The organism is Mesorhizobium sp. M0119, assembly GCF_040322615.1.
Classification (GTDB): Bacteria; Pseudomonadota; Alphaproteobacteria; order Rhizobiales; family Rhizobiaceae; genus Mesorhizobium.
In genome coordinates, this window is sequence record NZ_JAMYTU010000004.1 from 78,190 (window position 1) to 104,424 (window position 26,235).

The 26,235-nt window shown below is 62.8% G+C and carries 26 protein-coding genes; 7 read left to right on the forward strand and 19 right to left on the reverse strand.

Annotated features, from left to right (window positions below; all coding sequences use genetic code 11):
• Positions 1-35 precede the first annotated feature (35 nt).
• Positions 36-953: a methylenetetrahydrofolate reductase [NAD(P)H] gene (metF, locus tag NKJ40_RS05430; protein ID WP_352465184.1), complete on the reverse strand. Its 918-nt coding sequence runs from the start codon at positions 951-953 to the stop codon at positions 36-38.
• The gene (locus NKJ40_RS05435) at positions 953-1,975 is read right to left on the reverse strand and encodes an ArsR/SmtB family transcription factor (RefSeq protein ID WP_023676796.1); all 1,023 of its coding nucleotides are present in this window, start codon (positions 1,973-1,975) and stop codon (positions 953-955) included. The genes metF and NKJ40_RS05435 overlap by 1 nt, the downstream gene beginning before the upstream one ends.
• Before the next feature lie 142 nt (positions 1,976-2,117).
• On the opposite strand from NKJ40_RS05435, the gene tsaA reads away from it, so the two are divergent.
• Both tsaA and NKJ40_RS05445 read left to right on the forward strand, forming a co-directional pair.
• Entirely contained in the window at positions 2,118-2,660 is a 543-nt protein-coding gene (tsaA, locus tag NKJ40_RS05440) for a tRNA (N6-threonylcarbamoyladenosine(37)-N6)-methyltransferase TrmO (protein WP_051406133.1), read from the forward strand.
• A complete protein-coding gene (locus NKJ40_RS05445) occupies positions 2,657-2,968 on the forward strand; it encodes a DUF2293 domain-containing protein (RefSeq protein WP_023676798.1) in 312 nt (103 codons plus the stop codon). The genes tsaA and NKJ40_RS05445 overlap by 4 nt, the downstream gene beginning before the upstream one ends.
• A 702-nt stretch (positions 2,969-3,670) precedes the next feature.
• On the opposite strand, the gene NKJ40_RS05450 is transcribed toward NKJ40_RS05445, so the two are convergent.
• The 5 genes from NKJ40_RS05450 to ettA form a co-directional block, all read right to left on the reverse strand.
• On the reverse strand, positions 3,671-4,288 hold the full coding sequence (locus NKJ40_RS05450) for an MOSC domain-containing protein (protein ID WP_352465185.1): 618 nt from the start codon (positions 4,286-4,288) through the stop codon (positions 3,671-3,673).
• A gap of 199 nt (positions 4,289-4,487) precedes the next feature.
• Positions 4,488-5,609 carry a beta-ketoacyl-ACP synthase III gene (locus NKJ40_RS05455; protein ID WP_352465186.1) on the reverse strand — a complete coding sequence of 374 codons (1,122 nt, stop codon included), beginning with the start codon at positions 5,607-5,609 and terminating at the stop codon, positions 4,488-4,490.
• 121 nt (positions 5,610-5,730) lie between these two features.
• Positions 5,731-6,069, reverse strand: coding sequence for a hypothetical protein (locus NKJ40_RS05460; protein ID WP_352465188.1), 339 nt, complete (start codon positions 6,067-6,069; stop codon positions 5,731-5,733).
• Between the two features lie 112 nt (positions 6,070-6,181).
• A complete protein-coding gene (gene tam, locus NKJ40_RS05465; protein ID WP_352465190.1) occupies positions 6,182-6,952 on the reverse strand; it encodes a trans-aconitate 2-methyltransferase in 771 nt (256 codons plus the stop codon).
• 44 nt (positions 6,953-6,996) lie between these two features.
• On the reverse strand, positions 6,997-8,646 hold the full coding sequence (ettA, locus tag NKJ40_RS05470; RefSeq protein WP_292659428.1) for an energy-dependent translational throttle protein EttA: 1,650 nt from the start codon (positions 8,644-8,646) through the stop codon (positions 6,997-6,999).
• A gap of 241 nt (positions 8,647-8,887) precedes the next feature.
• On the opposite strand from ettA, the gene NKJ40_RS05475 reads away from it, so the two are divergent.
• Positions 8,888-10,183: a GGDEF domain-containing protein gene (locus NKJ40_RS05475; protein ID WP_352465191.1), complete on the forward strand. Its 1,296-nt coding sequence runs from the start codon at positions 8,888-8,890 to the stop codon at positions 10,181-10,183.
• A 27-nt stretch (positions 10,184-10,210) separates the two neighbouring features.
• Here the strand turns inward: NKJ40_RS05475 and NKJ40_RS05480 are convergent, their stop codons facing one another.
• Both NKJ40_RS05480 and NKJ40_RS05485 read right to left on the reverse strand, forming a co-directional pair.
• Positions 10,211-10,825, reverse strand: a complete 615-nt coding sequence (locus NKJ40_RS05480) for a hypothetical protein (RefSeq protein ID WP_352465193.1) — start codon at positions 10,823-10,825, stop codon at positions 10,211-10,213.
• Between the two features lie 72 nt (positions 10,826-10,897).
• On the reverse strand, positions 10,898-11,911 hold the full coding sequence (locus NKJ40_RS05485; protein WP_352465194.1) for a ribonuclease T2 family protein: 1,014 nt from the start codon (positions 11,909-11,911) through the stop codon (positions 10,898-10,900).
• Positions 11,912-12,090: 179 nt separating this feature from the next.
• On the opposite strand from NKJ40_RS05485, the gene NKJ40_RS05490 reads away from it, so the two are divergent.
• The 3 genes from NKJ40_RS05490 (at position 12,091) to NKJ40_RS05500 (ending at position 15,927) form a co-directional block, all read left to right on the forward strand.
• Entirely contained in the window at positions 12,091-13,026 is a 936-nt protein-coding gene (locus NKJ40_RS05490; RefSeq protein WP_352465195.1) for an alpha/beta fold hydrolase, read from the forward strand.
• Positions 13,027-13,105: 79 nt separating this feature from the next.
• Entirely contained in the window at positions 13,106-14,281 is a 1,176-nt protein-coding gene (locus tag NKJ40_RS05495; RefSeq protein ID WP_352465197.1) for a CaiB/BaiF CoA transferase family protein, read from the forward strand.
• Positions 14,278-15,927, forward strand: a complete 1,650-nt coding sequence (locus tag NKJ40_RS05500) for a thiamine pyrophosphate-binding protein (RefSeq protein WP_352465199.1) — start codon at positions 14,278-14,280, stop codon at positions 15,925-15,927. The genes NKJ40_RS05495 and NKJ40_RS05500 overlap by 4 nt, the downstream gene beginning before the upstream one ends.
• 49 nt (positions 15,928-15,976) lie before the next feature.
• Here the strand turns inward: NKJ40_RS05500 and NKJ40_RS05505 are convergent, their stop codons facing one another.
• From NKJ40_RS05505 to NKJ40_RS05530, 6 genes are all read right to left on the reverse strand, one after another.
• A complete protein-coding gene (locus NKJ40_RS05505; protein WP_352465201.1) occupies positions 15,977-16,420 on the reverse strand; it encodes a CHRD domain-containing protein in 444 nt (147 codons plus the stop codon).
• Between the two features lie 152 nt (positions 16,421-16,572).
• Positions 16,573-17,544 carry an ABC transporter substrate-binding protein gene (locus NKJ40_RS05510; protein WP_352465203.1) on the reverse strand — a complete coding sequence of 324 codons (972 nt, stop codon included), beginning with the start codon at positions 17,542-17,544 and terminating at the stop codon, positions 16,573-16,575.
• Between the two features lie 40 nt (positions 17,545-17,584).
• Complete coding sequence (locus tag NKJ40_RS05515) at positions 17,585-18,721, reverse strand: ABC transporter permease (RefSeq protein ID WP_352465204.1); 1,137 nt, start codon at positions 18,719-18,721, stop codon at positions 17,585-17,587.
• Complete coding sequence (locus NKJ40_RS05520; protein WP_352465205.1) at positions 18,718-19,587, reverse strand: ABC transporter permease; 870 nt, start codon at positions 19,585-19,587, stop codon at positions 18,718-18,720. Before NKJ40_RS05520 ends, NKJ40_RS05515 begins: the two co-directional genes overlap by 4 nt.
• On the reverse strand, positions 19,584-20,105 hold the full coding sequence (locus NKJ40_RS05525; protein ID WP_352465206.1) for a hypothetical protein: 522 nt from the start codon (positions 20,103-20,105) through the stop codon (positions 19,584-19,586). The genes NKJ40_RS05520 and NKJ40_RS05525 overlap by 4 nt, the downstream gene beginning before the upstream one ends.
• Position 20,106: 1 nt before the next feature.
• The gene (locus NKJ40_RS05530) at positions 20,107-20,895 is read right to left on the reverse strand and encodes an ABC transporter ATP-binding protein (RefSeq protein ID WP_352465207.1); all 789 of its coding nucleotides are present in this window, start codon (positions 20,893-20,895) and stop codon (positions 20,107-20,109) included.
• Positions 20,896-21,041: 146 nt separating this feature from the next.
• Here NKJ40_RS05530 and NKJ40_RS05535 point away from each other — a divergent pair, with 146 nt between their 5' ends.
• The gene (locus NKJ40_RS05535) at positions 21,042-21,446 is read left to right on the forward strand and encodes a cupin domain-containing protein (RefSeq protein WP_352465208.1); all 405 of its coding nucleotides are present in this window, start codon (positions 21,042-21,044) and stop codon (positions 21,444-21,446) included.
• 35 nt (positions 21,447-21,481) lie between these two features.
• Here NKJ40_RS05535 and NKJ40_RS05540 read toward each other — a convergent pair whose 3' ends face one another.
• The 4 genes from NKJ40_RS05540 to aptA all read right to left on the reverse strand — a co-directional run bounded on the left by NKJ40_RS05540 (position 21,482) and on the right by aptA (position 26,014).
• Complete coding sequence (locus NKJ40_RS05540; protein ID WP_352465209.1) at positions 21,482-21,823, reverse strand: hypothetical protein; 342 nt, start codon at positions 21,821-21,823, stop codon at positions 21,482-21,484.
• 29 nt (positions 21,824-21,852) lie between these two features.
• Complete coding sequence (gene hydA, locus NKJ40_RS05545; protein ID WP_352465210.1) at positions 21,853-23,304, reverse strand: dihydropyrimidinase; 1,452 nt, start codon at positions 23,302-23,304, stop codon at positions 21,853-21,855.
• A 59-nt stretch (positions 23,305-23,363) separates the two neighbouring features.
• Complete coding sequence (locus NKJ40_RS05550; RefSeq protein ID WP_352465211.1) at positions 23,364-24,614, reverse strand: Zn-dependent hydrolase; 1,251 nt, start codon at positions 24,612-24,614, stop codon at positions 23,364-23,366.
• 71 nt (positions 24,615-24,685) lie between these two features.
• Positions 24,686-26,014: an omega-aminotransferase AptA gene (aptA, locus tag NKJ40_RS05555; protein WP_352465212.1), complete on the reverse strand. Its 1,329-nt coding sequence runs from the start codon at positions 26,012-26,014 to the stop codon at positions 24,686-24,688.
• Positions 26,015-26,235 lie beyond the last annotated feature (221 nt).

Genomic DNA, 26,235 nt, shown 5'->3' on the forward strand with positions numbered 1-26,235 from the left:
CCGATCTTTGACATTTCAAAAAGGTGCCTGCCGCCTTACGCCGCGGCGGATCCCGCCGCCTCGACTTCGTGCGACCTGATGCCGATCATGTGGCAGATGGCGAAGACCAGATCGGCCCGGTTCATCGTGTAGAAGTGGAAATCGCCGACGCCGCGCTCGACAAGGTCCAGCACCTGCTCGGCGGCCACGGCAGATGCCACCAGCGCATGCGTTTGCGGATCGTTGTGCAGCCCATCGAAACGCTCGGCCAGCCATGCCGGCACCAAGGCGCCGCACCGCGCCGAAAAGTTGGCGACCTGGGTGAAATTGTGCACCGGCAATATGCCCGGCACGATCGGTATGTAGATGCCGGCCCGCCGTGCCCGCTCGACATAGCGCTCATAGAGATCGTTGTCGAAGAAGAACTGGGTGATCGCCCGCGTCGCTCCGTTGTCGGCCTTGCGCTTCAGCATGTCGAAGTCGGTGGCGAAATCCGGGCTTTCCGGATGTTTTTCCGGATAGGCCGAGACCGATATGTCGAAATCGCCGGCGCCCTTCAGCGCATCAACCAGTTCGGCGCCATTGGCATAGCCTTCCGGATGCGGCCGGTAAGCCGCGCCGACGCCCTCGGCCGGATCGCCGCGCAGGGCGACGAAACGCTTGACGCCCATATCGGCGAACTCCCGGATCACCGCATCGACCTCGTGGCGCGCCGCGTCGACACAAGTCATGTGCGCCGCCGGCGTCAGCGTCGTTTCATTGAGGATGCGCTTGACGGTGCGGGCCGTCCGCTCGCGGGTCGAACCACCGGCGCCATAGGTGACCGAGACGAATTTCGGCTTGAGCGGCTCAAGCCGGGTGACCGTGTCCCACAGCCTTGCTTCCATCTCATCGTTTTTCGGCGGAAAGAACTCGAACGAAACCCTGACCTTGTCGCCGATGTCGGGGCGGCGGGAGAAGCGGAACTGGTTCATCAGGCGGTTTCCCCTATCGGATACGCATTGGCCGGTTGTCTGTCGTTGGAAGGCTCGGCAATCAGCATGCGCCGATCGCGGCCGAGCCAGAGTTTGACGGTGAGCTTGGCCTCGTTGCCGCCGCGCGGCTCGAATTCCTGGCTGTCCTCAAGGTCGAGGCCGGCCTCGGAAAACCAGTCGCCAATTTGCCGGTCGGAAAAGCCGAGACGCATATGCGCGTGCTCCTCGCGCAAGAACTCCAGCGCGTGCGGCGCGAAATCGACGATCACCAGCCGGCCGGCCGGGCGCAACAGACGCGCCGCCTCGCGGATGGCGCGGGCGGGATCGTCGAGATAATGCAGCACCTGATGGATGGTAACGAGATCAAAGGCGTCGCGTTCGACCGGTGGCGCAAAAATGTCGCCCTGGCGCACTTGCGCATTCGAAACGCCGGCCTTGTCGAGATTGGCGCGCGCCACCGTCAGCATCTCGCGCGACATGTCGATGCCGACACCGCGCCGATAGAGCGGCGAAAAGATCTCGAGCAGCCGTCCGGTGCCGGTGCCGAGATCGAGCATCGACTGGAACGGCCGCTTGCCGACGAGCTTGATGAGAGCTGCTTCGACGGCGCGATCCGGCACATGCAGCGAGCGGATATGGTCCCAGCTTGCGGCGTTTACCGAGAAATATTCGGCAGCCCGGTCCTGCCGCTTGCGCTTGACTGCGGCCAGCCGTTCGAGATCACGCTCGACCTGCGGATCGGCGCCGCGGATGCCGGAGACCAGCCTGAGCACGAAATCGCGCGACGCGTCGGAATCCGATAACCGGAAGAACGCCCACGAGCCCTCCTGGTAGCGGCCGATCAGCCCTGCCTCCAGCAGCAATTTCAAATGGCGCGAGACGCGCGGCTGCGACTGGCCGAGGATTTCGGTGAGATCTGAAACGGTCAGATCGCCGCGCGACAGCAGCGCCAATATGCGCAGCCGGCTGGATTCCGCCGCCGCCTTCAATGTATCTACCATCGTGTCGAGAGCGACATGCATGCGAGCATTCTCTTTGAAAAGATATAAACATATGTTTATGTCGGTTTGGATAGGCTTGCAAGCGCTATGTCGCTTCCGGACAAGAAAATGACGCATGCGTGGCGGATCGCGCAAAAACGGACGCATGATCGAGGCGAGAACCATGTTCGAGACGCGCAGCGGCGAAAAGCTCCTGGAAACCGACCCGGCAACGATGCCGCCGGATGGCCATGTCGTCTTCATCGGCCGCATCGCCTCGCCGTGGACGACACGGGAAACTTGCCCCAAGAACATGAAGGCCGCGCGGGAGACGGGACAGCCGGCGCACTTGGTCATCAACCCGCCTTATCGTGATGGCTTGCTTGGGCTGGAACGCGCCAGCCACGTGATCGTCCTGTCCTGGCTGCACCATGCACCGCGGCAACTGATTGTCCAGAAACCCCGCCATGCCACGGAGCCGAAAGGCGTCTTTTCGCTGCGCTCCCCTGCCCGGCCGAACCCAATTGGGCTGCATGTCGCCAGGCTGGTTGGCGTCGACATCGACACCGGCCGCGTCGATCTCGATGCCATCGACGTGCTCGACGGCACGCCGGTCATCGACATCAAGCCTTATTTCGCCTCGACCGATGCCTTCGCCGAGGCGACCATGTCCGGGCGGGACGAGTCGTCCAGATCGGGCGAGCCCCCCAGATGGGATGAGCAGTGAGCGCGCCGACCGGCCGCCGCCGCGCTATCGCCAAGGCGCTGACAGCGCTCCTGCCGCTGGCGCCCTATGCCGACATGGAAAATATCCGTGCCGATGCCGGCGCCGTGCACATGAAGAGCTTGCCGCCGAGCATTGCCGTATGGCTGGCGACGATTGCGCATATTCGCCACGCCCACACCGACTACGAAAAGCTGCTGGCCGAAGGCTATGACCGCGATTCCGCGCGCTTCTTCGTCATCGAACAGACCAACATCGTGCTGACCCGCTGGCGCGCCACCCGGCTGCTCGACGATGAGGATGAGGCGTAGAGAATGGCAGGCACACGCGTCGAGTTCTACGGCGCCCCCCTCTGGCCTGCCGGCCATCTCCCCCTCCAGGGGGAGATCAGCAGCTTCGCCCTAGCCGCCAATCCTGCAACGTTGGTGATTGGCGGAAGCAGACAAGATACCCAATCTCCCCCCTTGAGGGGGAGATGGCCGGCAGGCCAGAGGGGGTGCTGTCCAGGGCGCTGTCCCGCCAACATCAGGTCGGCAACACCGGAACCTTCAAAGCTTGAAATAAAAAACCCGCCTCGGTGGGCGGGTCGTTGGAGCCAATTGGCACCATACCGAAATTAGTAGCATAGCTGCCGGCACAAAGCAAGAACAAACTTGCTGTGTTTTAGGGAAATCGCTTCAGGTTGGCATCGCGGCTTCATTCCAGCTTGGGTTCCTCGCCCCCACGAAAGTGGGGGAGAGGTGGCTCGGCGAAGCCGAGACGGAGAGGGGGAACCGCGCTCTACGAAGGCCCCTCTCCGGGCGGGGGGCGGGCCCCCCGCCCCCCCCCCGCGGGGGGGGGGGGGGCCCCGGGGGGCGGGGGGGGCGGGTGGGCGCCACCGACCCCCCCGCTTCGCGGTGGGCGAGGAACCCAGGTTCTCAGAGGTCGAGGGACAGTGCCTCCCTGCCCTGCAGGATAGCGGGGTACGAAGGAACGCGGCTTTGACTGGCAATGCCGCCTTGCCTGGAAAACAACTAGGCCCGGTAAATCCACTGCTCCGGCACGCGTACCGAAATCTCCTCGCCGGCCGCGATCGTGCCGGGCTTCTCGACCCAGGCGACGAGCCCACGCAAGCGCTTCGCCGCCTTCGGGAACAGCAGCGCTCCGGCCTCATGGTCGGGCATCCCGGCATTTTCGGCGACCGACCGGCCGGCGATCCGGCAAGGCCCGTTCTGCGCGTCGATCTTGACGGTCGCGCCGCCTTTGAAGAACAGCTGCGTGCCGGTCGGCAGCATCGAGAGGTGCGGCAGGCCTTCGATCAGGAGATTGGCGCCGATCCATTCCGGCTTGATCTCGGCGATGCCCATCCGTTCGGCGACGATTGCCAGTTCGTCCGCTGCCACGATCGACAATTGCCGCTCGTTGCGCATCTCGGTGCCGCGCGGATACCAGGGTTCCCGCCCGCCGGAGCGCCGCGTCGTGCCGGCATGGAAATCGCCTTCAATGCCGTCGAAACCGAGTTGCAGCGTATCCACCGCTCGTGTCTCAAAACGATCGAACGGTGCGAGGTAAAGCGCTGCCACCCTGGCGGCGAGTTTTCGCGACGGGACGATCTCGACCGGAGTTTCGGCTTCGGGAAAAAGATCCAGCATGGGTTCGTGCCTCGCGTGATACGCGCAATTAGCCGCGGTCAGCTCATCAGGTCCAGTCGAAAGCGCTGATGCTCCGATCAAGACGGCTGATGCGACTATGCCAGGCGCGTTCCGATGCTGGTGCCGTTCGCGCCGAGCTAATGCATGTCGCCCAAAAGTGTGCAGCGGTTTTGGGACAACGACATGCGTAAAACAAAATCTAAAGCATGCGCAATAGCGCGCCGCCGATCGAGTAGCCGGCGCCGAAGGCGCAGAGCAGGCCGTAGTCGCCGGCCTTCATGTCGGCATGGTTCTCCGACAGGGCGATGATGGCACCGGCGGCGGCGGTGTTGCCGAGGCGCTCCAGCACCATCGGCGCGCGGTCGTGGTCGACGTCATGGCCGAACGACAGTTTCAGGATCATGGCGTTCATCCGCGCATTGGCCTGATGCAGCCAGAAGCGCCGGATCGCTTGCGGCGTCAGCCCGTGCTCGGCCAGGAATTCGACGATGAATTTGTGGCCGGCAACGGTGACTTCCTTGAACACCTTGTTGCCGATCTGCTTGATCAGATTGCCTTCCAGATCGATCATATACGGATCGTCCTGGGTGGCGCGGGTAAAGTAACCGAGATTGGTGCGGATGCTGTTCGACATCTGCGTCCAGGCGCGCGTGTCGAGCACCTCGAAGCGCCCCGGCCGCTTCTCGCCCTGGGCAAGCCCTTCGACGATCATCGACACGGAAGCGTCGCCGAAGATGAAATGCGTCTGCCGGTCGCGAAAATTAAGATGCCCGGTGATGATCTCCGGCGTCGTCACCAGCACGCGCTTGTGCGCCCCTGCCCGCACCAGATTGACGGCGATGTGCAACGCCGCCGCTGCCGAAGAGCAGCCAAGCCCCATATCGAAGCCGGCGCCTTTCGTCCCCAGCGCCTGCTGCATTTCGATGGCGATCGCCGGATAGGGCCGCTGATGGTGCGAGGCCGAGCAGATCACCAGGTCGATATCCCCCGGCTTCAGCCCGGCATGATCGAGCGCCTTGCCGGCCGAAGCGATGCCGAACTCGGCCTCCAGCGACAGCGCATCGTCGGGCCGCGCCGGGAAGCGCGGCGCCATGCGGGGCGGGTCGAGGATGCCTTCCCGTTCGATGACATGGCGGGTCTGGACGCCCGAGGCATGGACGATGAAGGCACTGTCCGATTTCTGTACCAGCGGCTCGCCCGACACCTCGCGCCGGATGTTCTCCATGTCCACCCAGCTGTTGAAGCTGGCGACGAGTTCCTCATTGGTGATCGAAGCTTCGGGGATTTCAACGCCGATGCCGCTGATGATGACGCGATGCATTTCCAGTTCGTCCCGTGCGCAGGCGTTGCGGCTTCATGTCGACGCCGCAAAAAGCTCGGCGCAACCTCTTTTGCACCTAGCCAGTTTATGCCGGCTTAAATCAAGTCCCTGGGACGGGTCTTTACCAGGCGCAGAGCTTGGTATTGGTCTGCGGGTTGTTCCAGCAGGCACCGTCATCGCGGCTGCGCACGAATTGCCCGGGCAGCGGCACGTTGCGGCGGCCGAGATTGACATAGCCATAGGCAAAACCCGGCCCGTCGATCTTCAGGACGTAAGTCGGATAGCCCGGCGCCGAGATGCGAAAGCTGCCGGTATCGTCCAGCGGCCGATAGCTGCAGGAGAAATAGCCGTCGTCGCTGGTGAAGCAGCGCGCTCGCTTGGCCTGCGCCGATATCGAGAAGGCAAGCACAGCGGCCGCACAAATGCTGCCGCCGAAAACTATCTTTTTCAGTGTCATCATCCACCCCCCATGGCCCATGAAGGGCCTGTTAACCCTGCCCCAGCGAGATGCGCATGACGGCCAAAGCCGGTCAAGCATCCGCCATGCACTGTTTTTGGGTAGCTAAGAGTTTCTAATTAGAACGCCGCGCCACGATGAAGAGACGGGGAAAGCGCAGCAACACCTTGCCGCTTGCCGTTTTCGGATAGGCTTCGCTGATCCTGGCCGTGTAGCGCGTCAGGAAAAGCTGCCGCTCGTTCTCGTCGAGCGGATCGAGGAACGGCTTCAACCCCGTCGACTTCACCCAGTCGACGATCGCCTCGGCATCGGCCAGCGGATGGTTGTAGATCGTGTGCCAGATATCGAGCCGATCCGAGAATGGCGACAAAAGGTCGTAGTAGAACGCGACCGGCGGCAGCGGCGCGCGAGCAGCGTCGCCGAGCTTTTCGGCAAACGGCACCTCGGCCGCGGTCTCCCGCATCAGCCGGTGCGAAGGCTCGCCCATATTGTCCGGCATCTGCACGGCAAGCGCGCCGCCGGGCGCCAAAAATCCCATCAGCCGCTGGAAGACCGCCGGATGCTCCGGCAGCCACTGAAACACCGCATTGGCAAAGATCACGTCGACGGGTTCCGCCGGTTGCCACTCCGCCGCATCCGCCAGCGCAAAGCTGACGCCGGGCAGGCGCGCTTTCGCCTTCTCGATCATGTCGGGCGAGGTATCGAAGCCGCTGATCTGCGCCTGCGGCCAGCGTTCGATCAGCAATTCGGTCGAATTGCCCGGCCCGCAGCCAATATCGACCACCCGGCGCGGTTCCCGCACCGGCACCTGCGCGATCAGATCGCGCGCCGGCCGCGTGCGCTCATCCTCGAATTTCAGGTAGAGGGCGGCGGACCAATCGGCCATCTTGGTTCCTCAGATCATTTGAGAATTCGCCGCCTGTAAATGTCTTACCGCGTCAGCCGCTTATACGTCATCCTGTGCGGGTTGACCGCGTCCGGACCAAGCCGGCGGATCTTGTCCTGCTCGTAATCCTCGAAATTGCCCTCGAACCACTCGACATGGCTGTCGCCCTCGAAGGCGAGGATGTGCGTCGCCAGACGATCGAGGAACATGCGATCGTGCGAGATGATGACGGCGCAGCCGGCGAAGCTCTCGAGCGCGTCTTCGAGTGCGGCCAGCGTTTCGGTATCGAGATCGTTGGTCGGTTCGTCGAGCAGCAGCACGTTGCCGCCGGTCTTCAGCATCTTGGCCAGATGCACGCGGTTGCGCTGGCCGCCGGACAGGTTGCCGACCTTCTGCTGCTGGTCGCCGCCGCGGAAATTGAACGACGCGCAATAGGCGCGGGTGTTGGCTTCGAACTTGCCGAGCTTGACCACTTCGGCGCCGCCCGAGATCTCTTCCCAGACGGTCTTGGTCGGATCGAGTGCGTCGCGGCTCTGGTCGACATAACCGAGCTTGACCGTCTCGCCGACGCGGATGGTGCCGGCATCGGGCTTTTCCTGCCCGGTGATCATGCGGAACAGCGTCGTCTTGCCGGCGCCGTTCGGGCCGATGACGCCGACGATGCCGCCGGGCGGCAGCTTGAATTCGAGATCGTCGATCAAAAGCGTGTCGCCGAAGCCTTTCGACAGGCCCTCGACCTCGATCACCACATTGCCGAGCCGCTCGCCATGCGGAATGACGATCTGGGTGTCGCTCGGACGCCGCTTGTCGGCTGCATCCAGCAGATCCTGGAACGCCTGGATACGGGCTTTCGACTTGGTCTGCCGGGCTTTCGGGCTGGACTGGATCCACTCGCGCTCGCGGCCGATCGCCCGCTGGCGCGCATCGTCCTCGCGGCCTTCCTGCTTGAGCCGCTTGGCCTTGGCTTCGAGATATTTGGTGTAATTGCCTTCGTACGGGATACCGCGGCCGCGATCGAGCTCGAGGATCCAGCCGGTGACGTTGTCGAGAAAGTAGCGATCGTGGGTGATGATCATCACCGCGCCCGGATAGGCGCGCAGATGCTTTTCCAGCCACGCCGTCGTCTCGGCGTCGAGATGGTTGGTCGGCTCGTCGAGCAGCAGAAGGTCGGGCTGGCGCAGCAGCAGCTGGCAGAGCGCAACGCGACGGCGCTCGCCGCCCGACAGCTTGGTGACGTCGGCCTCCTTGGGCGGACAGCCGAGCGCCTCCATCGCCATCTCGACCTGCTGTTCGAGATCCCAGAGGTTGAGCCGGTCCATCTCGTCCTGCAGCTTGGCCGACTCGTCGGCCGTCTCGTCGGAATAGTTCATCATCAATTCGTTGTAGCGCTCGATGATGGCGGTCTTGGCGGCGACGCCTTCCATGACGTTTTCGAACACGTTCTTGTTCGGATCGAGCGCCGGCTCCTGCGCCAGGTAACCGACGGTAGCACCCTCGGCCAGCCAGGCCTCGCCGCTCCACTCCTTGTCGATGCCGGCCATGATCTTGAGGATCGTCGACTTGCCGGCGCCGTTGGGACCGAGGATGCCGATCTTGGCGTCCGGATAGAAGGACAGATGAATGTTCTCGAGCACCTTCTTGGTGCCGTAGGCCTTGTTGAGGCCGGCCATGTGATAGATGAACTGGCGTGCCACGCGCGCTTTCCCTGAAAAGTCGACTGATGTCGGATTGAATGGAAGTTGGGCGCTATGTAAGCGATGCGGCCCCGAACGGCAAACAGTTTTGGCCCCAAGCGGATTTGGTCGCACCCGCAAACGCTTAGCCGCTTCATTTCGTGCCGGCGCCCAGGCGAAAGCTCCGGTTAACCATTCCGCGTCAAACAATGTTGGATGGGAAATCGCTGGCAGCCGCGATTTCGGGGAGAGAGATCGGGCCGTGCTGAACAGTTTCCTGCTTTTTGCCGAAGCGGTTCTCTATTTCGGCATCATGGTCACGCTTTTCCGGTTCAGGGGCCGCATCGGCCTTGGCGTCTTTGTCTGCGCCCTTGGCGTCATGCATTTCCTGGAAACCTACCTCGCCAGCGTCTTCTACGTCGCGCTACCGTTCGGCATGGTATCGCCGGGTTCGGCCGTGCTGTTTTCCGGCAAGCTGGTCATGCTTCTCCTGCTCTACATCAAGGAGGACGCGGCAACTGTCCGGCAGCCCATCTACGGCCTGCTGCTCGGCAATGCCCTGATGATCGGGCTCGTGCTGATCCTGCGCCTGCACGACATCGCACCGCTGCCCGACGGCAAGCTTCCCGACATCGGCTTCATCGACGAGATGGGCTGGCTGATGGTGTGGGGCACGACGCTGCTGTTCATCGACGCCATCCTGATCATCCTGCTCTATGAAAAGCTCGGCAAATATCTGCGCAAGGCGCTTTTCACCCGCATCCTGGTCTCCGTCGCCTGCGTGCTCACCTTGGACCAGGCAGGCTTTTTCACGGCGCTGGATTTCGTCACCGGTGCGCCGGTCGCGGTGTTCTTCGGCGGCTGGTTCGCCAAGATGGCAGCGGCCTTGGTCTACAGCACCATGCTGGTCGCCTATATCAGGTGGTTCGAGGCGAGGCAGGTGCCCGCGCCGCTCGGGCTTTCCGACATTTTCGACACGCTGACCTATCGCGAGCGCTATGAGGCGCTGGTCGAGCATGTCGGTCGCGACGGCCTCACCGGCCTGCTGCACAGGGGCCGCTTCGACAGCGACGGCGAGGCCGCCGTGGCAACCAGCCTGCGGACCGCCAGGCCGCTCAGCCTGTTGATCATCGATGTCGACCACTTCAAATCGATCAACGACCGCTTCGGCCATGCCGAGGGCGACAAGGTGCTGAAAGCCCTGGCGATCTTGCTTGACGAACTTGTCGGGACCGAAGATCAATTGTTCAGGATCGGCGGCGAGGAATTCGCCATCCTTGGCTGGCGTCCGCAGCCGCTCGCCAGGCTGCTGGGCGAAACCGTCAGGCAAGCGGTCAAGACGTCCGCAAGCACCAGCCGGTTTGACATCACCGTCAGTGCCGGCATCTCGACGGTCAGCGAGACGACCCGTTGCCTTGCCGATCTCTTTGCGCTGGCCGACCAGCGTCTCTACAAGGCCAAATCGACCGGGCGCGATCGCGTTGTCGGCGAACCGGGCGGCAACGAAGCAGACGGGCGCAACACATGGACCAGGCCGGAGCGCAGCGCCGGCGCGTAACGCTACCCTGGCCTCCGATCGGTGCGATCAGGATTGTTTGCGCCGCTGCCATGCGCCGATCGCAACTGAAAGCGCCATCAGCCCGATCGCCAGCCATTTCAACGCGGTAATAATCGGACCGGCATCGATGTCATAGGCGATGAACAGGAGAAGGCCCGGCACCAGCAGGCCGCAGAGCACGAGCGTGATCCGGTTGATCTGCCATGACACTTTTGCCGCAAGCGCCTGGTCGCCGGGCACGGCGACGAGCCCGCCATGTAGCGATTTCGGCGCCACCAGTGCGGTCGAAAGACGCAGCGAAATCGGCAGGCCGATGCCGATGATCAGCAAGGCGCATGCCGCCAGGAGCAGCGAAAACTTGAGCGCACTGGTTTCGGCCGGTACCGGGAACAGCAGCGCCGCCAGCGGCAGGAAGACACAGAAGATCCCGAGCGCGGCGATGGCGATGAAGATCGCCGCGTTGACCAGCGTGAACAACTGGTAGGTGCCGCCGCCGATGGGTTTGGCGAGCGTGATCATACGCACCCACTCCACTTCGGTGTAGGAAAAGCCCGGCCACTCCATATGGCCGTCGCGGATCGCAGTCATGCCCTTGGCCCAGAACGCCAGCCGCGCCAGCGCGCCGCTCGTCATGCCACTCATCGCCACCCCCTACGAATGATGCCCAGGGATCATACCATCCCCGGTGCAAAGCGACAGTTGCGTTCGGCCTGTCTACTGGAACCCGACGGCATCGACCGTGCCCTTCGGGCAGCCGGCCTTGGTTGTCGGTGCCGAGGCAAGCAGCAGGGCGCCGAGCGAAGCGTTCGAAGCAATCGGGCCGGTCAGGCCGAGCGTCAGCTCGCCGATCAACCGCCTGCCGTTCGAAGGATCGACCACGCAGGATACGCGGACCCGGTCGCCCGCGCCTTTGCCGAAGGCACTGTCGAAGGTGCTGCGGATCTGATCGGACGTGAGCTGCTTGCCGATGTTCTTGGTGAAGAGATCGCGCACCGGGGAAGCGTTCACCGCGCGCATCAGGTTCAAGGCGTCGGCGAAATACTCCTGCTGGCTCTTGCCGTAGCAGGTGCCGTGCTTGATCCATTCATGCCTTTCGAGGGCGGATGCGGTGCCCGGCATCACCTGGTCGAGTTCCGACCGCGTATTCGGGTCCAGCGTGACCGGCGGCAAATCCCGCCAGTGCGCTGGATCGTCGTTCGCCTTGTCGCTTGCCGGGACCTGGCAATAGAAATTTCCGTTCGGCTGCGGCCACAACCCATGCAAGGTGAAGTGGGTCGCATCGAAACCGGCGGCGGTCTGCACCCGGCATTCGGTCTTGCTGGATTTGGTCTCACAGAAAGCCGGCTGCCAGCTCAGCGCGAAGACATATTCCGGCTTTCCGGACGCCGATGGCTTGTTCGGCTCGGCAGGCGCCGGTGCAGCCGGCATCGTCGACGCGCTGCCGCCCGAAACGTGACCGCAGCCGATCTTGACCCAGCGGCGCTCCGGATCGGCGCCCGGCACGCGAATGAGATAGTGCGTGGGCGCGTCCTTGTTGCCGGCCAGCAGATCGTAGCTCTGGCCAGCCGCGGTCAAGACATTGCCCGGATTCTTGCCGCTCTTGATCGCCTGCGTTGCCGGACAGGCGGCATCGGCGACGAAAGAGCCGGTCATCTTCACATCGGCCCGCGCCGCGCCGGCAAGCAGCACGGCCGCAAGCACCAATCCGAAAACAATACCTGTCCGCATAAGGGTCCCTCGGCTGAAAAAACGGCGGCAACAGACTGCCGTTGCCACCATGTCAGAATTGCGAACGTACGGTAAACGTCAGCGCGCAAATCGGTCACGCCGGATTGACGCAAAACCGGCGCCGGCGCAAACAAAACTCGCGTCCGGTATCGTGTCGGGGCGTTGGAGACGACGCGGCGATGTCATTCGACCAACAGCTTGTGCTTCGATCGCCGACCGGCGCCGAGCTCAACCTTTATGTGAAACACGCCATCGGCCAACCGCGCGCCATTGTCCAGATCAACCACGGGTTGGCCGAGCACGCCGCGCGCTATGCCCGCTTCGCCGATTTCCTCGGCGCGCGCGGCTACCAGGTCTACGCGCACGACCACCGTGGCCACGGCGCCACCAAGGCGCCCGATGCGCCACCTGGCAGGTTCGCCGATGCGAATGGCGGTGCCAAGGTCATCGCCGATGTCGCTGCCGTCCATGATCTGATCGCCAAGGAACAGCCCGGCTTGCCGGTCATCGCCTTCGGTCACTCCTTGGGCGCGTCGGTCGCGCTGAACTTTGTCCTCCGCAACTCGGCGCGCATCCATGCCGCCGCGATCTGGAACGGCAATTTCTCGGCCGGACTGCTCGGCCAAATCGCCCTGGCCATGCTCGCCTGGGAAAAGTTCCGGCTTGGCTCAGACGTGCCGTCGCGCCTGCTGCCCCGGCTGACATTCCGGGCCTGGGGCAAGGCGGTGCCCGATCACCGGACGCCGTTCGACTGGCTGTCGCGCGATGCCGTTGAAGTCGAGAAATACATCGCCGACCCGCTTTGCGGCTGGGATGCGTCGGTGTCGATGTGGCAGGACATCGTCAAGATGACGCTGCATTGCGGCAGCGACCGGAATTTTTCCGGCGTGCGGCGCGACCTGTTCGTCAATCTGGTCGGAGGCGAGCAGGATCCGGCCTCGGATGACGGCAAGGCGGTCAGCCATCTTGCCGGCCGGATGCACATGATGGGTTTTTCGAATCTCGTTTCAAAGGTTTACGCCGAAACCCGCCACGAAAGCCTGAACGAGATCAATCGAGACATCATCATGGAGGATTTTGCCGCCTGGGCCGACCGCGTGCTGAGGGTGCCGTAACGGTTGGCCCATCGCAAGGGCCGTGACAGCGGCGCGCGGGGTTGATAGAGGCTGCGCTTTCGATCAACCACGGTGATCCATGACTGAGCCTCCGCTCAAAGGCATCCGCGTCATCGAACTCGCACGCATCCTCGCCGGGCCATGGGCCGGGCAGCTGCTTGCCGACCTCGGCGCCGACGTGATCAAGGTCGAGAGCCCGGACGGCGGCGACGACACCCGCAAATGGGGACCGCCCTTCGTCATCGGCCATGACGGCGAGAACCTTTCGGCCGCTTATTACCATTCCTGCAACCGCGGCAAGCGCTCCATCGCCATTGACTTCTCGACGCCCGAGGGCGCCGAGACGGTGCGCCGGCTGGTCGCGACATCGGATGTGCTGATCGAAAATTTCAAAGTCGGCGGGCTTAAGAAATACGGCCTCGACTATGACAGCCTGAGGGAAATCAACCCACGGCTGATCTATTGTTCGATCACCGGTTTTGGCCAGTCGGGACCGTATGCGCCGCGCGCCGGTTATGATTTCATCATCCAGGCCATGGCCGGCATGATGTCGATCACCGGCGAAGCCGGCCGCGAACCGCAGAAGGCGGGCGTGGCTATTTCAGATGTTTTCACCGGGCTTTATTCGGTCATTGCCATCCAGGCGGCCCTTCGCCATGCCGAGAAGACCGGCGAAGGCCAGCATATCGACATGGCGCTCTACGACACCCAGATCTCGACGCTCGGCAACCAGAACCTCAACTATCTCGTCTCCGGACAATCGCCGGTGCAGATGGGCAATGCGCATATGAACATCGCGCCCTACGAAGTGGTGCCGGTGAAGAATGGCCACATCATCCTGGCGGTGGGCAATGACGGCCAGTTCGCAAAGTTCTGCGCTGCCGTCGGCCTCGACGAGCTGGCGTCGAACCCTGACTTCGCCACCAATCCCGCCCGCGTCGCCAACCGGGCGAAGCTGCGCGAGCACATGATCGAGGCGCTGAAAGCCTTCGATCGCGACCCGCTGCTGGCCAGGCTCGAGACAGCCGGAGTGCCAGCGAGCCCGATCAACAACATCGGTCAGATGTTTGCCGACCCGCAGACCATCGCGCGCGGCATGCGGCTCGACCTCGATGACGGCCATGGCAATCTCTTGCCCTCGGTGCGGGCGCCGATGGTCATGTCCGGCACGCCGCTGGTCTATGAGCGCCCGTCGCCGCGTCTCGGCGAACACACCGAAGAAATCCTTGCCGAACTGGAGAGGTCAGGAAAATGAAGACCGGCGGACAACTCATCGTCGATGCGCTCGAAGCCAACGGAACGGACCGTATCTATTGCGTGCCCGGCGAATCCTATCTGGCAGTGCTCGACGCGCTCCATGATTCGCCAATCCGCACCATCGTCTGCCGCCAGGAGGGCGGCGCCGCAATGATGGCCGACTGCCATGGCCGCCTGACCGGCAGGCCCGGCATCTGCTTCGTCACCCGCGGCCCAGGCGCCACCAATGCCTCGGCCGGCATCCACATCGCGATGCAGGATTCAATCCCCCTCATCCTGTTCATCGGCCAGGTCGCCAGCCACGCCAAGGGGCGCGAGGCCTTCCAGGAGGTCGACTACGTCAGGTTCTTCGGCGATATCGCCAAATGGGTGGTCGAGATCGACGACGCCGCGCGCATCCCCGAATTCGTCACACGGGCATTTGCGGTGGCGACGTCCGGCCGGCCCGGCCCGGTCGTCATTTCGCTGCCCGAGGATATGCTGACCAGCCTCGCCGAGGCACCGGAAGCCCGGCATTATACCCCTGTCGAGACGCGGCCTGGCGAAGCCGAGCTCGACGCGCTGGACGAGCTGCTCAACAAGGCAAAGCGGCCCTTCGTCATCCTCGGCGGGACGCGCTGGGATGCGCAGGCCGTTGCACGGATGCGGACGATAGCCGAAGCCTGGTCGCTGCCGGTCGGCTGCTCCTTCCGCCGCCAGATGCTGTTCGACCATCTCCATCCGAACTATGCCGGCGATGTCGGCATCGGCATCAATCCCAAAGTAGCAACCGCCATCAAGCAGGCCGACCTTGTGCTGCTGATCGGCGGCCGCATGGGCGAGATGCCGTCATCCGACTACACGCTGCTGAAGAGCCCCTACCCCGACCAGACGCTGGTCCATGTCCATGCCGACGCCGGCGAGCTCGGCCGCGTCTACCGGCCGGCGCTGGCGATCAATGCCTCGCCTGCCGCCTTCGTCAAAGCCTTTGCCAAACGCAAGCCGGCCGCAACGCCGGTGTGGGCGGCGGAGGCAGCGAAGCTGCACGCCGCCTATCTCGACTGGTCGACGCCTCCGGAGAGCGGGCCCGGCGCCGTGCAGATGGGGCCGATCATGAATTATCTCGAAACGATGCTGCCGGACGACGCCATCCTCACCAACGGCGCCGGCAACTACGCCACCTGGGTGCATCGCTACCATCGCTTCCGGCGTTTCGGCACGCAGGCAGCACCCACATCCGGCTCGATGGGGTACGGCACGCCGGCGGCCGTCGCCGCCAAGCAGCTTTTCCCCGACCGCGACGTGATCGCCTTCGCCGGCGACGGCTGTTTCCTGATGAACGGCCAGGAATTCGCCACCGCCGTGCAATACGGGCTGCCGATCATCGTCATCGTCGTCAACAATGGCATATACGGCACCATCCGCATGCATCAGGAGCGCGAATATCCCGGCCGTGTCGTCGCCACGGATTTGAAGAACCCCGACTTTGCTGCTTTGGCCCGTGCCTATGGCGGCCACGGCGAGACGGTGGAAAAGACCGCCGACTTCGCCGCGGCCTTCGAGCGAGCGCGGGCAAGCGGCAAGCCGTCGATAATCGAGATCAGGCTCGACCCCGAGGCGATTACGCCGACGCGAACAATGACCCAGATACGGGAAAAGTCATGATCCGGTAGAAGGGCGGTCGCCCGCCCCTCTATCTGCAGAATGACCGGCGCTACATCGCCTTCTCGATTTGGCCGCGGATCTCACCGTCCGCGTGGGCCGCGGTGTGGATGTTGACATAGTATTTGCCCGCCTCCAGGTCGGTGGCCTGGGAATCGGTCAATGTCGCCGAACCCTTGATCGGGCTCTTCAGCTTGCCTTCGAACGGCACCACCGGGTCGGCGTTTTCACCCTTTGCCGCCGGGCCGTGAATGTGTGCGGCCTTCGCCGGCCCGCTGAGGCCGGAATATCTCACGGTCCAGCTAAGTTTCTTGGTGGCGGTGTTGAACCTGAGCGTGGCGGTGCCCTTGCCCTTCGTGGTGACGGGCGGGTTCTGCTGAGCACCATCGAGCGTCGCCGTCATCTTTATAGTTTCGGCCAGGGCCGGTGAAGCAGAGAAGATGGCTGCAGAAATGGCCAGCGCCGAAAGCATCGGCGTGAAGGACTGGATGCGCATGGAAACCTCCGTTGTGACACCCTTGAGGCGGATGCACTGGCACAACGATTTTGCGAGCGGATGTTTCCGCCGGTAACGTTCATTTTACATCCCACTGAAAAGGGGCGATCGCCCGCCCCTTTTCGTCTTCCAACAGAGCCTGTTTGATAGCTTTATTTGATGGCCTTGTCGGTGATCGCCGTCGTGTAGGCGCCGGTCGGCTCCTTGCTGATGATCTTCTGGTCGAGCAGCGCCTTGGCGGTGCGCTCGTAGGTCGCCGGATCGAGCTTGCCATCGGCATTGTCGATCAGCTTGGCGACTTCGCCCATCATGCGCTTCTGGTGGTTCTCGTCCTGGCCACCATTGTCCATGACGATGCCGGCCGCCTCCTCGGAATTATCGACGGCGTATTTCCAGCCCTTCATCGAAGCGCGCACGAAACGCACCATCTTGTCCTCGAAGGCCGGATCCTTGAGCTTGTCCTCCAGGGCATAGAGCCCGTCTTCGAGCAGATCGTTGCCCATGGCGGAATAGTTGAAGACGGTCAGCTCTTCCGGCTTGTAGCCGGCGTCGATGAGCTGCCAGTATTCGTTATAGGTCATGACCGAAATGCAATCCGCTTGCTTCTGGATCAGCGGCTGCACGTCAAAACTCTGCTTGAGCACGGTGACGCCGTCCGGCCCCCCGTCGGTCTTCAAGCCAAGCTTGTTCATCCAGGCATAGAACGGATACTCATTGCCGAAGAACCAGACGCCCAGGGTATGGCCCTTGAAGTCGGCTTCCGTCTTGATCGGGCCGTCCTTCGGGCAGACCAGCTCCATGCCGGCCTTCTTGAACGGCTGGGCGATGTTGACCAGCGGCACGCCCTTTTCGCGCGCAGCCAGCGCGCCGCCCATCCAGTCGACGATGACGTCGGCGCCGCCGCCGGCAATGGCCTGCTCCGGTGCGATGTCCGGGCCACCGGGCTTGATGTCGACGTCGAGGCCCTCGGCTTCATAGAAACCCTTGGCCTTGGCGACGTAGTAGCCGGCGAACTGTGCCTGGGTCACCCATTTCAGCTGCAGCGTCACCTTGTCTGCGGCCATCGCCTGGAACGCGGCAAGCGACATCGCGCCGGCCAGCATCGAAACAACAAGTCTTTTCATGTTTTTACCCTCTGAAGTTAGCGCCCTAAACCCACCGCCCCTATCCACCACGGACAGAGGGATGCCAAAACGTGATTGCTCTCTCGAAAAGAGCGACCACGCCATAAAAGACCGAACCCGCAAGTGCTGCAACTGCGATTTCCGCCCACACCATGTCGATGTTCATCCGCCCGACTTCCGTCGAAATGCGGAACCCCATGCCGACCACCGGGGTGCCGAAGAACTCGGCGACGATGGCGCCGATCAGCGCAAGCGTCGAATTGATCTTCAACGCATTGAAGATGAAGGGTGCTGCGGCCGGCAGCCGCAGCTTGAACAGCGTCTGCCAGTAGCTCGAGGCATAGGTGCGCATCAGGTCGCGCTCCATATGGCCGGAGGCGGCAAGCCCGGCGACGGTGTTCACCAGCATCGGGAAGAAGGTCATGATGATGACCACTGCTGCCTTCGACTGCCAGTCGAAGCCGAACCACATGACCATGATCGGCGCGACGCCGATGATCGGCAGCGCCGACACCATATTGCCGATCGGCAAAAGCCCGCTCCTCAGGAACGGCACGCGGTCGGCGGCTATGGCAACGAGGAAGCCGGCGCCGCTCCCCACCACATAGCCGAAGATGACCGCCTTGAAGATGGTCTGCCTGACATCGGCCCCCAGCACCGGCAGCGAGCCGACGATCCGCGCACCGATGGCGCTTGGCGGCGGCAACAGAATGAAGGGAATGCCGGCGCCACGCGTCACCGCCTCCCAGATGATCAGGATCCAGGCGCCGAAGATGGCCGGAATGATCAGGCGCAGGGCGGTTGACGCCCAGCGCGATGTCGGGCGAAACGATGACAAGACCGTTACGCAGCGCCAGGCCAAAAACCACGCCGCGACGAGCAGCAGATAGAAGGAGCCACGAGCGCTGCCCTCATTGCCGGTTATGCCGGCGAGCAGCATCCATGCCGCGCCGTGGGCGCCAAGGAACAGCAACACCACCCCGATCATCGGTGGAAAGTTGTCGGCCTCGATTGCCACCAGCAGCAAAATGAAAATCAAAGCCGTAGTCGCCATGCCGTAACCGGGCGTAGCACTGACGAGTGGCCAAAGAAGCAGCGCGCCGACAAGAAGGACAAGTGCGGCATACCCCTGCCAGGATCGAGGGGTGATTGAGGAAAGGCTCAGGAGCGAGCTCATGCCGGCCGCCCGCCCATGGCGCGGTCGACTAGGCGCCCGGCAATGCCGACGACCATCACCAGCAGCGCCGCGACCACCGACCCGGCAACCAGCGCCGACCAGATGTCGATCGTCTGGCTGTAATAGGCGCCGGCGAGCAGTTTGGCACCGATGCCGGCGACGGCGCCGGTCGGCAGCTCGCCGACGATCGCGCCGACCAGGCTGGCAGCCACCGCCACCTTCATCGAGGTGAACAGGAACGGCACCGAGGCCGGCACCCGCAATTTCCAGAAGGTCTGCGAGGGACTGGCATTATAGGTGTGCATCAGGTCGAGATGGGTGAGCTCGGGCGAGCGAAGCCCCTTCACCATGCCAACCGCCACCGGGAAGAACGACAGATAGGTCGAGATCAGCGCTTTCGGAATCAGCCCGGTGATACCGACCGCCGCCAGCACGACAATGATCATCGGCGCCACCGCCAGGATCGGAATGGTCTGCGAGGCGATGATCCACGGCATCAGACTGCGGTCGAGCGTCGCCACATGCACGATGCCGACGGCGATGACGATGCCGAGCGCCGTGCCGAAAGCAAAGCCGAGCAGAGTCGACGACAGCGTCACCCAGGCATTGTAGACAAGGCTGCGGTTCGAGGTAATGCTACGCAGAAAGGTGTTTTCGAAAAAATTCACCGCCACCTGATGCGGCGCCGGCAGCGTCGGCTTCGGCTGTGCCAGCGTCTTGCCGATGAATTCCACAACGCCCGGCGTCTGATTGGCGCGGCGGTCGAGATCGCGCTGGAACGGCGCGTTGAGGATGACAGCCATGACGTACCAGATCGCGACAAGCGCTAAAAGAATGATCGCAACAGGAAGAGCCGATTGCTTCATGTCTTTTTATCCGGCACGTCGACCTCCAAGGACACTTCGACCTTGCAGGAGGATGAGGTAATTGGATCATGCATCCGATACTCGATGCGCCACAGTCCGGAGGGATCTTGCGGTTCGGCGTTGATACCTAATGAAAAATCAACCAGGCGAAGATCGGTGAGAGGGCCTCTTGCCGGGCCGCCAAAGCAAGGCGTTGGAGGGACTTCGACCAGTTCGCCATTCGGCTTCTTGATCGTGGCTTCACAGACAATTTGAAATTTGCTGTCCTTGGCCGCAGCCCCGGCGAAAAATGCAACGACAAAAGCCGTTTGCCCAAGGCCGATTTTCTCAATGGTGCTAAAGTGCGGAGTTGCCTCCCGCGGCATGCTGTACCAAAGCTTCTCATAGTCCGCATTGTCGGTAACGATGACCGCAAGTTTCAAATCACCGTCAGCGACTTGAGACCAAGGCTTGGCGGTCTCCTGCGCCAATGTCGGACCGGGCAAAAACACACACAGCCCCAGCCAGATCAAAAACATCCTAATCATAGCTGTGCCCTGCCCTCAGCCCGTCGCGCACCCGTGCCGCGATGGCCAGGAACTCCGGCGTCTCACGGATATCGAGCGGCCGCTTTTTCGGCAGCGTCGATTCTATGACATCGCTGACACGCCCCGGGCGAGGCGACATGACGACAATGCGCGTCGACAGATAGACCGCCTCGGGGATCGAATGGGTGACGAAGCAGATAGTCTTGTTGGTCCGCTCCCAAAGCTCCAGCAGCTGTTCGTTGAGGTGGTCGCGCACGATCTCGTCGAGCGCGCCGAAAGGTTCGTCCATCAACAAAAGGTCGGCGTCGAAGGCGAGCGCTCGCGCGATCGAGGCGCGCTGCTGCATGCCGCCCGAAAGCTGCCAGGGGTATTTCTTCTCGAAGCCGCCAAGGTTGACGAGGTCGAGGGTTCGCTTGATGCGCGCCGCCTGCTCCGCCCTGGACAGGCCCATGATCTCCAGCGGCAGCGCCACATTGCGCTCGATCGTGCGCCACGGATAAAGTGCGGCCGCCTGGAAGACATAGCCATAGGCGCGGCTCTGGCGCGCCTGCTCGGGCGTCATGCCGTTGACGGAGATGGCTCCCGATGTCGGCTTCTCCAGATCGGCGATGACGCGCAGCAAGGTCGTCTTGCCGCAGCCGGAGGGCCCGATGAAGGACACGAATTCGCCCTTGCCGATCGTCAGGTCGACATTCGACAGTGCCTGCACCGGACCATCATTGGTCTGGAAGGTCAGGCCAAGCTTGCTTGCCGAAACAACGGCTGGCGATGCTCCCGTCATCGGCCGTAGCCTGCCGCTTCCGGCCACTGCGGCGCCGGCCGGAATCCCATTGATTTTACCCCGATGTTGTTTTCCACTCGCCCAGTCCTACTCGCCCCGGTTCTGCTCGCCCTTGTCGCATCAGATAGACGCCCGGAGTTGCCCCGATGTCGCCCAAACCGACTTGCCATCTTATCCGCCCCGAAAGCTCTTATGAAGGCAAGCAGGGCCTGAGTTATTTCGCCGGTATCGCCGCCGAAACAGTCGGCTCGTCCGGCATCTGCATGCATCTGCTGACCATGCCGCCGGGCGCCCGCGCCAAGGCGCATATGCACCAAAACCATGAAACCGCGATCTATGTGCTCTCCGGAGAAGTCCATACCTGGTATGGCGACCGGCTCGAACAGCACATCGTGGTCAAGGCCGGCGATCTTTTCTATATTCCCCCCGGTGTGCCGCATCTGCCGGCCAATCTCAGCGACAGCCCCGCCTCGGCGGTCATTGCCCGCACCGATCCCAACGAACAGGAAAGCGTCGTCCTGCTGCCGGAACTGGACGGGTTGGTCGCCTGAGGCCGGCATCGAGGCAGCAGCCGTCATCGGCACCGTCACGAACATGATTTCAGCGGCCCTATCTCCTCAAGGCCGGGAATGGTCACGAAGAAGCCGTCCCCTCCTTTGTTGATGACCTTGACGACATCCGTGGTCGTGCCCTCCTCGCCCTCGGCGAAACAGGTGGAGCTCAACAACAGGGTGCCAGGCGCCGTCGTCAATCGCTGTGCGAACTGGCAGCCGCTGCCATAGGTTTCGATGCCGTCGGCGGTCAGCACAACATAATCGTCGCTGTCCTGATAACCGAGCCGTACACCAGCGCAACCGACCTCATTGCCAAAGGCGCCGGCAAGGACGTCAGCCGCCGCGGGCCCGGCGGCAAGGATCACCGCGGCCATTGAGATAATCGCTCCGTGGCTTGTCAAGCTCAGACGCCCGTCGCCGGGATGCCCGTCCGTTCCACCTTGCGCGGCGCAGAAATCTCCTTCCAGGTCGACAGTGCCCGGTTGACCGCAGCGTTCGGCTCGCGAGCGACGAACTCGCCATGGCCGGGCTTTGCCTTGACCTCGTTTTCCTCGATCGACAGTTCGCCGCGCGAGAAGACGAAGCGCGGCAGGCCGGTTACCTCAAAACCTTCGAAGACATTGTAGTCGATCACCGACTGCTGCTTCTTGGCCGTGATCTTCTTCTTCCGCTTCGGGTCCCAGACGAGAATGTCGGCATCCGCGCCTTCGACGATGGCGCCCTTTTTCGGGTACATGTTGAGGATCTTGGCGATGTTGGTCGAGGTCACCGCGACGAACTCGTTCATCGTCAGCCGGCCGGTTTTGACGCCGGTCGTCCACAGCACCGGCAAACGATCCTCGAGCCCGCCCGTGCCGTTCGGGATCTTGGTGAAGTCGCCGACGCCGTTGCGCTTCTGTTTGGTGGTGAAGGCACAATGGTCGGTCGCCACCACTTGCAGCGACCCGGCCTGCAGGCCGGCCCACAGCGAATCCTGGTGCCATTTATTGCGGAAGGGCGGGCTCATGACACGCCGCGCCGCATGATCCCAGTCCTTGTTGAAATATTCGCTCTCATCCAGCGTCAGGTGCTGGATCAGCGGCTCGCCGAACACCCGCATGCCTTTCTGCCGCGCCCGGCGAATGGCCTCGTGCGCTTGCTCGCAGGAGACATGCACGACATAGAGCGGCACGCCGGCCATGTCGGCGATCATGATGGCGCGGTTGGTCGCCTCGCCTTCGACTTCCGGCGGCCGCGAATAGGCGTGTCCCTCCGGGCCGCTGTTGCCCGCCGCCAGCAGCTTCTGCGATAGCGCCGCCACCACGTCGCCATTCTCGGCATGGACCAGCGGCAGCGCGCCAAGATCGGCGCAGCGCTGGAACGACGAATACAATTCGTCGTCGTCGACCATCAGCGCGCCCTTGTAGGCCATGAAATGCTTGAACGAGGTAATGCCCCTGTCGACGACGGTGGCCATGTCGTCGAACACCTGCTTGCCCCACCATGTGATCGCCATGTGGAAGGAATAGTCGCAGGACGCTTTCGAGGTCTTGTTGTCCCACATCTGCAGGGCCTCGAGCAGCGATTGCTGCGGCGCCGGCAGGCAGAAGTCGACGACCATGGTCGTGCCGCCGGCAAGCGCGGCGCGCGTGCCGGATTCGAAATCGTCGGCCGAATAGGTGCCCATGAACGGCATTTCGAGATGGGTATGCGGGTCGATGCCGCCCGGCATCACATAGCAGCCGCTGGCGTCGAACTCATGGTCGCCATGCAGATCCGGCCCGATGCCGATGATCTTGCCGTGCTTGAATAGCACATCGGCCTTCCACGTCCGGTCGGCGGTGACGACGGTGCCATTCTTGATGACTTTGGACATCTTCCTTGTTCCCTTATTCTCTTCGCGCTTCTTGCGAGCGGCGTTGCGAGGCTATCCCATCATTCGACAATGACCGCCGTGTCGACCACCGCATGGAACAGCACGTCGGCGCCGGCCGCTGCCCATTCCTTGGTGATTTCCTCGGCCTCGTTGTGGCTGAGACCGTCGACGCAGGGACACATCACCATTGCGGTGGGTGCAACGCGGTTGATCCAGCAGGCGTCATGGCCGGCGCCGGAGACGATGTTGCGATGCGTATAACCCAAGCGCTCCGCCGCATCCCGCACAGCCTTGACGCAGCCCGGGTCGAAGGTGACCGGGTCGAAATGGCCGACCTGATCGATTTGATATTTGATGTCGAGCGCGTCGCAGATCGTGTCGATGCCTTCGCGGATGCGGCCGTCCATGGCGTCCAGCACCTCCTTTTCCGGCGAGCGGATGTCGATGGTGAAGACGGTGCGCCCGGCAATGATGTTGCGCGAGTTCGGATAGACCTCCATATGGCCGACCGCGCCGACCGCGTCGGGTTGGTAGTCCATGGCGATCTCGTGCACCAATTCGATCACCCGCGCCATGCCGAGCCCGGCATTGCGCCGCTTCGGCATCGGCGTCGAGCCGGTATGCGCCTCCTTGCCGGTCAGCGTCACCTGCAGCCATTTGAGTCCCTGGCCATGGGTGACGACACCGATGTCGATGCCCTCATCCTCGAGGATCGGGCCCTGCTCGATATGCAATTCGAAGAAGGCGTGGATCTTGCGCTCACCGACTTTCTCGGTGCCCTTCCAGCCGATCCGTTCGAGCTCCTCGCCAAATTTCTTGCCGTCCTTGTCGACATGCGAATAAACGTCGGCCTGATCGAGCACGCCGGCGAAAACGCCGGACGCCATCATGGCCGGCGCAAAGCGCGCGCCTTCCTCATTGGTCCAGTTGGTGACCACGATCGGGTGCTTTGTCTTGATGCCGAGATCGTTGAGCGAGCGCACGACCTCCAGCCCGCCTAGCACACCGAGCACGCCATCATACTTGCCGCCGGTCGGCTGCGTATCGAGATGGCTGCCGACATAGACCGGCGGCAGGCTGGGGTCGGTGCCTTCGCGGCGGGCAAACATCGTGCCCATCTCGTCGACGCCCATTTCGAGCCCCGCCTCATCGCACCAGCGCTTGAACAGATGCCGCCCTTCGCCGTCCTCGTCGGTAACGGTCTGGCGATTGTTGCCGCCGGCGATGCCGGGGCCGATCTTCGCCATCTCCATTATCGAATCCCACAAACGGTCTGAATTGATTCGCAGATTCTCGCCGGGGGCGGCCATTCAAGTTCCTCTCATTTACTCACATATTAGGACGACGGTTCCCGTCGTCGCCCCTACATGTTGGGGAGTATCTAGTCCACCGCCCTCAGCACTTCGCGCACGTGGTCGATCAATTCGTTGATCTGGCCCTTGGTGATGATCAGCGGCGGCGACAGCGCGATGATGTCGCCGGTGGTACGGATCAACGCACCGCGTTCGAAAGCCTTCACAAAAGCCGAGAAGGCGCGTTTCGTCGGCTGGCCGGCGATCGGCGCCAGCTCGATTGCGCCGATCAGGCCGATATTGCGGATATCGATGACGTTCGGCTCGCCCTTCAGCGAGTGCAGCGCGTCCTCCCAGTACGGCGCCAGTTCCTCACCGCGCGTCAGCAGCCCCTCTTCCTTGTAGGTGTCGAGCGTGCCCAGCGCCGCCGCGCAGGCGATCGGATTGCCCGAATAGGTGTAGCCGTGGAAGAACTCGATCATGTGCTCGGGGCCGGTCATGAAGGCGTCGTGGATTTCCTTCTTCACGAACACCGCGCCCATCGGGATGACGCCGTTGGAGACGCCTTTGGCGGTGGTCATGATATCCGGCGTGACGCCGAAATAGTCGGCGGCAAACGGCGTGCCGAGACGGCCGAAACCGGTGATGACCTCATCGAAAATCAGCAAGATGCCGTGCTTGGTGCAGATCTCGCGAAGCTTCTGCAAATAGCCCTTCGGCGGCAGGATGACGCCGGTGGAACCGGCAACCGGCTCGACGATGACGGCGGCGATGGTCGAGGCGTCGTGCAGGGCAACGATACGCTCCAACTCGTTGGCCAGTTCCGCGCCATGCTCGGGCACGCCCTTGGTGAAGGAGTTCTTTTCCGGCAGATGCGTGTGTGGCATGTGATCGACGCCGCCGAGCAGCGTGCCGAACATCTTGCGATTGGTGACGATGCCGCCGACCGAAATGCCGCCGAAATTGACGCCGTGATAGCCGCGTTCGCGGCCGATCAGGCGGGTACGCGAGCCCTCGCCTTTTACGCGGTGATAGGCGATCGCCATCTTCAGCGCGGTCTCGACTGATTCCGATCCGGAATTGGTGAAGAACACATGGTCCATGCCCTTCGGCGCGATATCTACCAGCCGGTTCGCCAGCTCGAACACGATCGGGTGGCCCATCTGGAAGGCCGGCGCATAGTCGAGCTCTGCCGCCTGGCTCTGGATCGCCTCGGTGATCTTCGGACGGCAGTGGCCGGCATTGACGCACCACAGGCCGGCGGTGCCGTCGAGAACTTTGCGCCCGTCGCTGGTCGTGTAATGCATGTCCTTGGCCGACACCATCATGCGCGGCGCCTGCTTGAACTGCCGGTTTGCCGTGAACGGCATCCAGAATGCGCTGAGATCGTTCGGCGTGACTTTCAGCCGGTTGGACATGACCAAGACTTCCCCTTGTAACCTGTTTCGGTGCGGCTAACGCTTGGTCTTTCCAACACTTGGTCTTCGCGACGTTTTCGTGCTACGCAAATTTTTGACCGGTTGGACAAACGTTAGCACCGCCTTATCAGCGGTCAAGGGATTACTAGCGGAAATGCGGCTTTCGAAGTGCGCTCCACAGGGCGGAGAAAAACTGGTCCAGAGAATTGGTCCAGACACTC